The following is a 12,464-nucleotide window of genomic DNA, read 5'->3' on the forward strand; positions in this document are numbered from 1 at the left end:
TTAAAACGAGCTTTTAAGCCAAAGGTTTTAAACCACTCTCTAAAAAGTCAAACCAGTTTTGCCCGATAACCTTGCCAGCGTCAGCTTCATTGAAGCCATGTTTAAGCAAGCCGTTATAGATGTTTTCCATACCGTCTTTGCCGGCAAACCACGGCAAAGTATCCGGCCAGCCTGAGTTATTGGCACTGCCTTCGCCATAATCCATCGCTTTTGACCAGCGTCCATTACGCATCCATTCGAGCACCGATTTGGGCTGATTGAGGCACAAGTCGCTACCAATGGCTAAATGCTCAACGCCGTACTTGTCAGCGCAGTTGGCAATCATGGTGCAAAAGTCATCAAGCGTACAGTCGCTACCATTGGGCAAATGAAACGGGTATAAGCTAAAACCCAATAGCCCGCCCGCTTTAGTTAAAGCGCTGATAACGGTGTCCGATTTATTACGCAGCGCATCATGAGCGGTAGTTGGATTAGCATGGCTAATACAGATGGGACGCGTAGATATCTCTATCGCCTCCAGCGTTGATTGCTCGGCGCTGTGTGACATATCGACAATCATGCCGACCCGGTTCATCTCCGCTATCGCTTGCTGACCGAAACGGGTGACGCCGCTATCGTTTGACTCATAACAGCCGGTCGCCAGCAAGCTTTGGTTGTTATAAGTCAGCTGCATAATCAGCAAGCCTAAACGGCGCATCACGCTAATCAAGCCAATCTCATCATCGATGGGCGAGCAGTTTTGCGCGCCGAAGAAGATACCGACTTTGCCCTGCTCTTTGGCGCTTTTGATATCGGTAGCAGAATAAACCGGCAAAATTAAATCACTATTTTGCTCAAAACGGGCGTGCCATTCGGCGAAGCGGGTCATGGTCTGACGCGCATCTTCGTGATAGACCAAAGTAGCGTGTACCGCATTGATACCACTATTTTGGAGCATCTTAAAATAGTCTCTATCCCAGTTGCTATATTGCAAGCCGTCAATGACGATATGGTCTTGGTACATATCCATTCCTTGTTGTGCTTTCTTAATTTTTATGAGCAAAGGCGTAGGGTGCGCCTCGCGCACCAATTTGAAGAGATAAGTTTTTTTCGGTGCGCGAGGCGCACCCTACGCAAAATACGCCGACTACCCTTTATCCTATTAATACGCTTTTTGATAAGCGGTCTTAACAATGGTATAAAACTCTTTGGCATATTGACCTTGCTCGCGCGGGCCAAAGCTCGACTCTTTACGGCCGCCGAACGGTACGTGATAATCGGTACCTGCCGTTGCTAGATTGACCATCACGCAGCCGGCTTGTACTTGCTCTTTAAACATCGCACTATTACGCAAGCTTTTGGTGATGATGCCGCCCGTTAGACCGAAGCGCGTATCGTTGGTCAGGGCAATCGCTTCTTCTAAATCCTTAGCACGCATGACACAAGCCAGCGGGGCAAACACTTCTTCTTGGTTGATATCCCAGCTGTTATCGGTCTCGGTAAACAAGGTTGGCGCCATATAATAGCCATCGTACTGCATCTGTAGGCGCTCGCCACCAAAGGCTAAGTTGGCACCAGATTGTTTGGCTTTTTCGATCCAATCTAGGTTTGAGGCCAGCTGCTTGTCATCTACCACCGGTCCCATAAAGATACCGTCATCAAGTGCATGACCAACTTTTAGGGTTTTCATACGCTCAACCATAGCCTCGACAAAAGCGTCGTGGACACTGTCCATTACAATGAGACGTGAAGAAGCGGTACATTTCTGCCCTGAACCACCGAACGCACCAGCGATGGCCGCATCAATAGCGACTTGCATATCGGCATCATCAGCGATGACCAAAGCGTTTTTGCTGCCCATCTCCAGCTGGCAACGGACGAAGTTTGGCGCGGTAGCGGCAGCAACCTTACGACCGGTCGGTACTGACCCTGTAAAACTGACCGCATCGATATCTTTTGAATGAATGAGCGCATCACCTACCGATGAGCCGCCGCCTAATAGCAAATTAAACGTACCTTCTGGCATGCCTTGACGATGGATAATTTCCGCTAAAGCGACTGCACTGGCTGGCGTTAAGTTCGCCGGCTTCCAGATAACGCTATTGCCAAACGCGAGTGCTGGCGCAATTTTCCAAACCGCCGTTGCCGTTGGGAAGTTCCAAGGCGAGATAATCGCAACGACGCCAACCGCTTCACGGGTGACTTCAACTTTCACGCCCGGACGGACGGAGTCGGCCAAATCGCCCATTTGGCGCAAGACTTCGGCAGCATAATAATGAAAGAATTGACCGGCGCGATAAATCTCACCGCGACCCTCTAGAAACGGCTTACCTTCTTCACGTGAAAGTAGCGTACCCAGCTCATCACAGCGCGCAATCAGCTCATCACCAATTGCTTGCAGGATAGATTGCTTTTTCTCAAGCGGTGTGGCTTCCCACTTAGGCTGAGCTTGGCGCGCGGCCGCAATGGCGTCTTTGACTTGGTCCGTACTTGCTTGCGCAAACTCGCCTAAGTTTTCGCTGGTATCTGAGGGGTTAATGTTATCGACGGTATCGCTGCCCGCTTGCCATTCGCCATTGATATAAAGGGCTTGGGTTGGGTCTTGTTTGAGGGTTTGAGTTGACATAGAAAATCCTTAATGAAACGGTTTTTAAATAAATTGAATAGAATTTTTGGTTAAAAAATTAAAATAGAGTCAGTTAAAAGTAAAACTGTTATATGGGTTTAATAGCGCTACTGGTATAAATTTTACTTGCGTGCTGCGTTCCCAGAGGCTGCGCAAAATTCATCCCAGTAGCGCTATGTTCTTTTTAAAGTGCATCTACTATATAAAATACGATTATATTTATAGTTGGAAAGGTATAAAGAGATTACGGCACGGCCGCATAAACCACCAACTCAACCAGCATCTCCTCACGTGCAAGTCCTGCTATCACTAGCGCCGCACGATTGGGATACGGGGCTTCAAAGTATTCGGCATAGACTTGATTGACGGTTTTTAAATACTCACGGTCAGTCACGTAGATAAGCACTTGCAGTACGGCATCCATGCCAACGCCTGCACTCTCTAAAGTGTGCTTTAAATTCTCTAGCGTTTGCCGAGTTTGCGCTTCGATACCGCCTGCGACTACCTCTCCTTTATCATCGATAGGAATTTGCGCAGTATAAAGGGTGCCGTTATTGGTGACTGCCCACTCAAGGGGCGATTTTGAGGCATAAAGAGAGGTTTTTACTGCTTGTTTAGTTGAGTGAGTCGTCATTACTCTATCTTCCTTGAATATCATAAATATAAATCATCATTTGATAGTTCTGATTAATAGTTTTGATTAATAGTTCTATAGTTAGCATTTATGCTACTCGTTTAGCTGCGACAAATCTAACTAATTAAATATTAATAATGATAGGTTTTATTTATCATGTAGGATAATCTATAGCTAAAAGCACCTTACTTCTAGTTATATAAAATTATTGGTGTAGGCTGAGTTAAATACCTGGCCTACAATAGTTCATGATAAGTTTAGAGTCAGGCTAAGAATATAAATCAGCATATCGGAACGATAATCCATATGAAATTACAGCAATTACGCCATTTTTTATTAGTCGTCGAAGCAGGCGGCTTTCGGGCAGCGGCTGACCGTGCTAATCGCACTCAAGCAGCATTATCAGCCTCTATAAAAGAGCTGGAAAAAACCTTGGGGCAGAAATTATTTGAAAGTGGTAATAAAGCCACTCTTACCTCTTTTGGTGAGACCTGCCTGCCAAAGATTGAACAGTTTATAGCTATTGCGCAGGCATTAGAGGAAGACTTAAAGTCGGTAGCTACGGGTGATAAAGGCAAGATAAGAATTGCTAGCGTGCCGTCGTTAGTGACGAAGCTATTACCCAATGTCTTATTTGCCTACTCACGAAAGTATCCAGACATTGAGATTGTGTTGATAGACGACAATTCGGTCGGAGTAACCAAGCGCTTATTGGCAGGAGAAGTTGATTTGGCGCTGGGTAACTGCACTAGCGTCAGCCAAATGGAAGTTGATTTTAAGCCGTTGATAACAGACCCTATCGGTGTCGTTTGTCTAAAAAGCAATCCGCTAAATAGTGTCATCAACTCGGCAGCAGCACAAAAGAAAGCAGGGTTAGAACAAGGGGCAAAAGGCTTAAAATGGCAACAGCTCACCGAGCAACCTTTTATTTACAATGGCACCTGTCGTCTACTTGAGAACACGCCCGCTGAAGTGCTCAATCGGCAAGCGCGTTATACGGTTGAAAACATCACTTCTTTATTTTCCTTGCTGCGTCATGATTTAGGTATCACCACCCTGCCCAAACTGGCTTTTCCATCCAATGAGCCTGAGCTGGTTTGGTTACCGCTGCTTAAGCCCGCCTTAACGCGGCAGATTGGGATTTTTAAACTAGCGAATAGGACTATCTCGCCCGCCGCACAGAGATTCTATGAGCTATGTGTGGCGTATGTGGAGGCCGATAACTCATTATAAGATGGGTTGGTGGAACCATGTCAGAGCTATTATAAACCCTACCAATTTGGCGATTAATAGGTTTGTTTTGATAGATGTATAAGCTGGGCGCTGCTTACGACACCCAGCTTTATAAGGCGCTAAGGCAGTATATTAGCCGCTTTACTTAATGCGCTTACCAGCGGGTCAAGATATTTATAACGCTGTTGATGGGTTAAGGTAGCGGTTTGTATATTGACTTGCTTGTCACTACCTAAATAATCAAACAGCGCCTGAGCCGCTTGCTTACCTGAGGTCGCCGCTTGCTCCATCGTCGGGATTTTCCAGCGGCCTTGCACTGAGATAATCTCGCCAGCCAGCACCATATTGTCATGCTCAGTTGTGGTCTCAATCAGCTCATCCTCGGCATTACGCACATAGATTTGCGCCAGATTAACCCAGCGCTTACCATTGTCCTGCAAGATACCCATCTCCGTGGTTTCAACATCGGCATGCGCCTGCCACTCATCGGTATATAGCAAATTCACCGGGTCGATAACACCGTTTTTGGCAATCGCTTTACGCTGCTTACTATCGGTAATGCCAAGCTGATAAAGAATCTCTTCTTTCGCTTCCTCTGGACTACATTCCATAAAACGCTTACCAAATAACAGCCCCTTATTAAACGGCGAGCTACAAGTGGCGGATAGATTGTAATCAAAGGCAGCTGGGAACTCGATATCTTGCCAAAAGCCATCTCGATGCTGAATTTGAAAGACGATATTCCACGGCGCATCAAAGCATAAATTATAGGATTTACCCAAAAACGGCTCAAACTCAGTGGGCACTCTAGCTAAAGGAAACTGAGTACCAAACGACCATTCATCGTTAAACGGCTTTTTCACTTGTGGCAGCAATCCCATTTTCCACAGCACCTCATGTGGCATTGCCATCACCGCCGCATCAAAGGGCTGTGCTAGTTGCTGACTAACGTTGTCAGTATTAACATCGTTAGCGCTAATTTGAGTACTTTGTTCAGTATCAATCTCAATCTTCCCATCGTCTTTATGATGCAGGTTGACTATCCGGGTTTGGGTGACAATATTGACCCCACGTTGTTGCAGTTTATCGACCAAAGCTTCTATAACATCAGAGGTTGGACGATTAAAACAGTAAGATTTAGAAGGCTCGCCAGGCGGTAACACCGGAGCTTCGGTCATCGGCAAAAACATGAGCACAAAGCTGTCCATAATATCGACCGCTTTACTATGCATTCTAGCGCCAGTTAAAATGCCAAACCAGTTTTCAATAAACTGTCTGGTATCAGCATCAAAGTCATCGATACCAATGATGTCGCCCGCCTTTTTATAAGCCATCTTGGCACGCTCATCATCGCTTGCATTAACGTGATGGACGATACGCTGTACCAGTTGTAGCATATCTTTTTTATTCAAATCAAAGGTTTCAATCATCTTTTCGATGGTTTGCAAATCTATTGCGGCGCGTCTATCGACTGCGACCTGTTTGCCTTTATTATTGTTATTATTGTCTTCCCTGTCTTCGCTAATATCACGATTATTGTCTTCGCTAACATCACGCTCGTCACTGCCGCTTTGATAAAACTTATAATTATCGACTGGGGTTAGCATAGAGAGCAAGCCGGCGCGGTCGAAGATATTAAATAAGGAAAAATAAGTTGAGCTAAGCGCGCGAATAGAGTGCTCTTCAAAGCGTTGTTTATCCTCATTGAAATAGCCAATCATTTTGCCGCCGTAGCGCTCACGCGACTCTACAATAGTGATGTCTAAATTAGGATCTTCTGACAGCTCAAAAGCAGCCGTTAGACCTGATATACCGCCGCCGGCTATTAGGATTTTCTTTTTATTAGCAAGGGTTTTATTGGTAGGATTTTTATTGATAGGGTATTTCATAGCAGACATGTACCTCATATTTTTATTGTCGTTATCATTGTTAATTTTATTAATTAGTTTAAGCGCTATAAAACGCTTAATCAGTCTTGCAAAGGTTAAGTCTCGTTGGCAGTGTAATTTGGTGTTTCTAACCTCTTTCTATAAAAGCTTAATTTTAAGAATGCTCCGCAAACCATTTATTCCCACTTGCTCGTCTAATATGCAAAATTGAGAATCTGAGTAACCAACCCTTTGCAGAAAATAACAACAACCCTGCTGAAACCCTTATATGTTATTGTTAAATTAAATTGTCTTTCATAAATAAGGAGTTTTTATGACTTTTTTGATAAACAATACATTTGATTTAGTACAGATGATAGATAGCGCGACTTGCAGTTGCACCAAATGCAATTGTAGTAATACCGCCACTTGTAAAACCTGCAACTGCTGTGAAAAATGTTGCCAGTGCGGTTGATTACTAGTATGGCTAAAGATAAATTAGCTTTTGCAGCTCTTTTATAGCGCTTTAAATGACTAAAAACAGCACCCTATACACTTATGGGGTGCTGTTTTATTATGGGTTTAGCCCGCCTTTATCATCCCCAACTATGAGAAATACAGGACGTCTAGTTCACAATGCGTAGCTATCACCCCTCCTCTTATATCCACCCATCACGACTGGCTACGTTTTGGCCCATGTTAGTGATTGCTGCACTTGCAATGACCCTACGCCCGACTATAACGGCGACTGGCCCGCTGCTAGATGAGATTATTCTAGCCACGGGTATAAGCTTGCAAACGGCGTCTTTGCTGGTAGTGTTGCCGATGTTTTGTATGGGTATTTTTCCTTTATTGTTGCCGTGGATTGGGCGACTATTTAGCGAGAATATCTGGATAAATGGCGGACTACTCGCTATTGCCTTATCAGGACTATGGCGGTTTTGGCTAGAGTCAGGCTCAGCGCTTATTGCTAGCGCTTTCATCGGTGGTAGCGGTATAGCTATCGTACAAACGCTAGCACCAGGCATCGTCAAACGCTGGTATCCAAGGCGTGTACCACTGGCAATGGGGATTTATTCAGCGGCGCTGATGATTGGTGGCGGCGGTGCCGCTATTTTGAGTCCGCTGGTGGCACGACATTACAGCAGTTGGCAAGCAGGACTTGGCGTATGGCTACTCGTGCCTGTCATTGCCTTGGTGCTGTGGTTTTTCAGACCTATTGAGGCTAAGGAACCTAAAGATGACAGCCCTGCACTAAACTTCTTTGCCAATCAACGTGCTTGGCTCTTGGCGGTTTATTTTGGGCTGGCAAACGCCGGTTACGCTTGTATGATTGCTTGGCTACCTAGTTATGCACGTAGTCTTGGCTGGAGCGCACAAGGTAGCGGCGAGCTGATTGGCTTTATGACTATCTTTCAAGTTATAGGCGCGTTAGGGATTCCAGCGCTGTCTGGCAGTCGTTTAGATAGGAGACCTTGGTTATGGTTGGCGATTGGCATTCAAGTTATCGGCTTTGCAGGATTAATTATGATGCCAAGCTCACTGCTGCTACTTTGGGTAGCGCTGATTGGCGGCGGGCTTGGCGCTTGTTTTTCATTGACGCTAACGGTAGCACTTGACCATATTGCTAAGCCGAAACTGGCCGGAGCGCTGGCGGCCTTTGTACAAGGGATTGGCTTTATCATTACTGCCATTGCGCCTTATATCGCCGGAATGCTGCGTGAGTGGAGCGGCAGCTTTCAGAGCGTTTGGTGGATGCTAATGCTTACCCTTATCGGTATGATGGTGGTGACCATTAAGTTTGCGCCGTCGGGTTATGCTAAGGCTATTAATGTAAGTTAGGTTTAGAAGTTTAAAGCAGAAGTTCAACTTCATTAACCGAGCTAATAAAAAAACGGCCACTTTAAAATCCCGCCTCCTCTGAAGTTAATGGGCTTATCTTGATAGGCACAGCAAATGACCACTCCATACCACCAGTGCAGCAGAATTTACCATCATCAAAAGACACAATACGAGCTTTAAAGTCATGATCGTTCTGATCCGACATGGTTTCTGCATCGTTCTCATCACCGACGGCACACCAGACTTCCTTATCCCCACGAGCTAACATAGCACGTGTCAGATCACTACCTGTTAACTGCTGACTCATTCTAATCTCTCCTAGTTATGATTTATTATTAATAAACTAAAAAGGCTTTTATAAGGATGCTGTACGAGAGCAATTATTTTTAGACTCAGTTCAGATTCTATAAGCTCTTGCAACTTTAACTGTATTTTATTATCTAGAAGGGTGTTTTTATGGTATGAACGGTTATTTAATGAAAAAACCTAGCCTATGCTTCGCTCATCTTCGCTTCTTAAAAGCAATCAAAAGTCTGATATTATCTTAGAAAAATTTGTCAGATGATTTTGTTAGATAGATATCATGATGGCATGACATATCTTATAATAGAAGCCCATCTATCTTCCTTTAACTTGACGAGCGTTGTTAATTTTTAACAGGGTTTTCAATGCGCTATCAATAGACAGGTAACTTCATGAGTCAGACCAATCAAAAACCGTCCACCCCGCAGACGCCAGAGCTATTATGCCCAGCAGGAACTTTCAAAAACATGCAATACGCTTTTGCCTACGGGGCAGATGCCGTCTATGCTGGACAGGCTCGCTATAGTCTGCGCGTACGTAATAATGACTTCGATGAAGAAAACTTACAACGTGGTATCGACTATGCTCATAGTTTGGGTAAAAAGTTCTACGTAGTGGTCAATATACAAGCGCACAATGCCAAGCTAAAAACTTTTATTGAGGATATTCGTCCGATAGTCGAGATGCAGCCTGATGCGCTGATTATGTCGGATGCTGGCATGATCATGATGGTACGTGAGCACTTCCCGCAGATGGAGATTCATTTATCGGTACAAGCTAACGCGGTGAACTGGGCAACGGTCAAATTTTGGCAGCAGATGGGTATCAGCCGTGTGATTCTCTCTCGTGAATTGTCGCTAAAGGAAATCGGTCAAATCATCAAAGAAGTGCCAGATATGGAGATTGAAGTATTCGTCCATGGCGCATTGTGTATGGCTTACTCAGGACGCTGTCTGCTATCAGGCTATATCAATAAGCGCGATGCTAACCAAGGCACTTGTACCAATGCTTGCCGCTGGAATTATAATACTTATCAAGCTAAAGAGAATGAAACCGGTGATATCGTACCGGTGACGGCGCTATCGCCGTCAGACCCCGTCCAGTTGCAAACGCCCAGTGATGAGGTAGTGTTGCTTGAAGAGCAAAATCGTCCGGGCGAGCTGATGGCGATGTATGAAGATGAGCATGGCACTTATATTATGAACTCCAAGGATTTACGTGCGGTAGAGTTGGTGCCAGAGTTGACCCGATTGGGCGTGCATTCGCTCAAAATCGAAGGTCGTACCAAGTCGCATTATTATGTGGCACGTACGGCGCAAGTTTATCGCCAAGCGATTGATGATGAAGTAGCAGGCAAGCCTTTTGATAGCTCATTGATGGGTGCCTTAGACGGACTGGCAAACCGGGGTTATACCGAAGGATTCTTACGCCGTCACGTTCACAGCGATTATCAAAACTATGAATACGGCTCTTCCAAGACCGATCACCAGCAGTTTGTAGCAGAAGTGACTGACATCATCGATGACAAGCTGATCCTTGAGATTAAAAATAAAGTAGAGGTCGGCGACACCATAGAGATTATGACGCCCAAGGGTAATTTGACCTATACCTTGGAGCAGATGTGGGACAAAAACGGCAATCCTATCGAAGCAGCGCTAGGCTCAGGCTGGATCGCTCAAATTAATAACCCGTTCAAAGATATGAGCGCTGACAGCCTAAAGTTTGCTTTGATTATGCGCAATATCAAACAGCCGATATTTACTTAACCCTTATGCGTCCTATGCCAAAGATATTATTAAAAGTGACTCGTATTGTCCTGACCGTAGCGGGCGCTATTATCATGGTCGATTGCGCCGTATTGATGGCGATGGGCAAAATCAATTTTGGGACGGTAGTGCCTTTTTTATTGGGTACAGTTTTCGTTGCGCATGGATTATATTGGCAGAAAATAAGTCAGTTTGTTAATAAAAAGCGCGGGTTAAAGTGGTCTTGGTACGGACTGTGGGGCGGCTTTTCGCTTTGGCTACTAAGCTTTGGGCTGTTTGTTAACGCTTTGCAGCAGCAGATTGCGCTCAGCCGTCAACCGCTGCCCGATGTTGCCGCTATTATCATTTTGGGCGCTGGCACGATTAACGGCAAGCCGACGCCGACGCTTGCCAAACGCTTGGATGCCGCTGTGCCGCTTATCAATGCTCAGCCGCAAGTCCCAATCATTACCAGCGGCGGCATCGGGCTTGGGCGCAGCCGTAGCGAGGCCGATATCATGGCAAGTTACCTAAATGAAGAGCATAGCGTTGCCCTTGAGCGCATCTTTGAAGAAGGCAAGAGTACCAGCACTGAGGAGAATCTCATTTACAGCCAGCCTATTCTTAAAGATCAAGGTATTGCTATAACTGACCCTAATACTCCCATCGCTATAGTTACTAGCGACTTTCACACCGTGCGCTCAGCGGCTATTGCTCGTCATCAAGGCTATCAGCAGCCGATTATGGTCGCCAGCCCCACGCCGCTATCGACTCGCTATAATTCTTGGTTTCGCGAGTACTTTGCATTTGTTAGTGGCTGGATTTTAGGAGAATATTAATATGGCACTAAAAATTACCACAGATTGTATTAACTGTGACATTTGCGAGCCTGAATGCCCTAATGAGGCGATTAGCTACGATCAAAAAGGGCAAAAAACTTACGTCATCGACGCCGATCTGTGCACTGAGTGCGTGGGATTTTATGATGAACCCACTTGCGACAAGGTGTGCCCGATAGACTGTATTGTCAAAGATCCGGATCACCTTGAAAGTGACGATGAGCTATTGGCTAAGCATCAGCAGATATGGAGTAAATAAGTCATCAGTTATTGAGCAGTAGTATAGCGCCGCTCCAAGTGAGCGTATTGGAGTTATGTACAGCTGTGACATAGACTTACTAGATTGGGTAGTAATATACGTTTGAAGGGCAATCGTTACCTTTCTTAATGTTTCCTTAATGTTCTTAACCTCCATTTGTTCTACTATAGAGACATCCACATCGCGTAAGGCCTTTAACAGCCTCTGATGTCAATCATATCGAAACTATTAGCTCTCATATTAAAACTTAACTTTTGAGCTAATAAATAAAATTAAAGTAACTTATGGAGAATATTATGAGAAATTTAGTATTGGGTTCTGTAGTAGCCGTATCAAGCCTATTTGCCCTTACCGCCTGTGCTAACGTTGGTGCTGCGACAGATAATACGCCACGCTACAAAACCATGCCACAAGGACAGATGCAGGCACAAAGACAGAACATGATGTCCGAGCTCAATTTAACCGCTACCCAACAAGCGCAAATGCAAGCCATTAGACAAAATAACCGTGGTAATCGTGCCCAAAATCATGAAGCTATGATGCAAATATTAACCACTGCACAGCGCCAACAAGTGCAGCAAATGCAGGCACAGCGTATGAGCCAAGGCGGTCGTATGATGAATCAAGGACGTGGTGGTCATCATATGAGTCAAGGTCAAGGTGGTCGTATGATGAATCAGAGTCAAGGTGGCCGCATGATGAATCAGGGTCAAGGTGGCCGCATGATGAATCAGGGTCCATGGTCTCAGCTAAACTTAACGGCCGACCAGCAAGCTAAGATACAGGCTATTAGACAAAATAACCGTGGTAATCGCACCCAAAACCACAATGCTATTATGCAAGTATTGACTCCTGAACAGCGTCAAAAACTGCAGCAAATGCAGTCTCAATATATGAACCAAGGCGGTCGTATGATGAATCAAGGTCAAAACTAAGGTTAGCTTTATAGGTATTAACCTTTAAGACTCTAATCTTTAAGGCTCTCAAGTCACTTAAAGCGTATCAGTTTAATGCTGATGCGCTTTTTTGGTTTTTATGAGAGTATTAAAGCTTTCTGATCAAGATTTTTAATAAACTGATAATTTAATAAATTAATAAGCATTTTTGGATATAACGGGGTTTGCCAACCCTATACC

Annotated in this window: 11 protein-coding genes; 6 read left to right on the forward strand and 5 right to left on the reverse strand. The window is 44.9% G+C overall.

Going from position 1 to position 12,464, the window contains the following annotated elements; translation table 11 throughout:
* Window positions 1-13 precede the first annotated feature (13 nt).
* From JMX18_RS09165 to JMX18_RS09175, 3 genes are all read right to left on the reverse strand, one after another.
* The gene (locus JMX18_RS09165; RefSeq protein ID WP_201587087.1) at window positions 14-1,003 is read right to left on the reverse strand and encodes a membrane dipeptidase; all 990 of its coding nucleotides are present in this window, start codon (window positions 1,001-1,003) and stop codon (window positions 14-16) included.
* 138 nt (window positions 1,004-1,141) lie between these two features.
* A complete protein-coding gene (locus JMX18_RS09170) occupies window positions 1,142-2,605 on the reverse strand; it encodes an aldehyde dehydrogenase family protein (RefSeq protein WP_201587089.1) in 1,464 nt (487 codons plus the stop codon).
* A 244-nt stretch (window positions 2,606-2,849) separates the two neighbouring features.
* The gene (locus JMX18_RS09175; protein ID WP_201587092.1) at window positions 2,850-3,239 is read right to left on the reverse strand and encodes a RidA family protein; all 390 of its coding nucleotides are present in this window, start codon (window positions 3,237-3,239) and stop codon (window positions 2,850-2,852) included.
* A 306-nt stretch (window positions 3,240-3,545) separates the two neighbouring features.
* Here JMX18_RS09175 and JMX18_RS09180 point away from each other — a divergent pair, with 306 nt between their 5' ends.
* The gene (locus JMX18_RS09180; RefSeq protein WP_201587093.1) at window positions 3,546-4,472 is read left to right on the forward strand and encodes a LysR family transcriptional regulator; all 927 of its coding nucleotides are present in this window, start codon (window positions 3,546-3,548) and stop codon (window positions 4,470-4,472) included.
* 119 nt (window positions 4,473-4,591) lie between these two features.
* Here JMX18_RS09180 and JMX18_RS09185 read toward each other — a convergent pair whose 3' ends face one another.
* On the reverse strand, window positions 4,592-6,370 hold the full coding sequence (locus JMX18_RS09185; protein ID WP_201587097.1) for an FAD-dependent oxidoreductase: 1,779 nt from the start codon (window positions 6,368-6,370) through the stop codon (window positions 4,592-4,594).
* Window positions 6,371-7,036: 666 nt separating this feature from the next.
* On the opposite strand from JMX18_RS09185, the gene JMX18_RS09190 reads away from it, so the two are divergent.
* Window positions 7,037-8,182: a CynX/NimT family MFS transporter gene (locus JMX18_RS09190; RefSeq protein ID WP_265088823.1), complete on the forward strand. Its 1,146-nt coding sequence runs from the start codon at window positions 7,037-7,039 to the stop codon at window positions 8,180-8,182.
* Window positions 8,183-8,243: 61 nt separating this feature from the next.
* Here JMX18_RS09190 and JMX18_RS09195 read toward each other — a convergent pair whose 3' ends face one another.
* Complete coding sequence (locus JMX18_RS09195) at window positions 8,244-8,489, reverse strand: hypothetical protein (RefSeq protein ID WP_201587099.1); 246 nt, start codon at window positions 8,487-8,489, stop codon at window positions 8,244-8,246.
* 388 nt (window positions 8,490-8,877) lie between these two features.
* Here JMX18_RS09195 and trhP point away from each other — a divergent pair, with 388 nt between their 5' ends.
* The 4 genes from trhP (at window position 8,878) to JMX18_RS09215 (ending at window position 12,263) form a co-directional block, all read left to right on the forward strand.
* Window positions 8,878-10,251 (forward strand): prephenate-dependent tRNA uridine(34) hydroxylase TrhP, encoded by a 1,374-nt coding sequence (trhP, locus tag JMX18_RS09200; RefSeq protein ID WP_201587102.1) that lies wholly within the window; start codon window positions 8,878-8,880, stop codon window positions 10,249-10,251.
* A gap of 14 nt (window positions 10,252-10,265) precedes the next feature.
* Window positions 10,266-11,069 (forward strand): YdcF family protein, encoded by an 804-nt coding sequence (locus tag JMX18_RS09205; protein ID WP_201587104.1) that lies wholly within the window; start codon window positions 10,266-10,268, stop codon window positions 11,067-11,069.
* A gap of 1 nt (window position 11,070) precedes the next feature.
* A complete protein-coding gene (locus JMX18_RS09210; RefSeq protein WP_201587106.1) occupies window positions 11,071-11,328 on the forward strand; it encodes a YfhL family 4Fe-4S dicluster ferredoxin in 258 nt (85 codons plus the stop codon).
* Window positions 11,329-11,624: 296 nt separating this feature from the next.
* Window positions 11,625-12,263, forward strand: coding sequence for a hypothetical protein (locus JMX18_RS09215; RefSeq protein WP_201587107.1), 639 nt, complete (start codon window positions 11,625-11,627; stop codon window positions 12,261-12,263).
* Window positions 12,264-12,464 lie beyond the last annotated feature (201 nt).

It is taken from the genome of Psychrobacter jeotgali, from assembly GCF_904846315.1.
GTDB classification, from domain to species: Bacteria; Pseudomonadota; Gammaproteobacteria; order Pseudomonadales; family Moraxellaceae; genus Psychrobacter; species Psychrobacter jeotgali.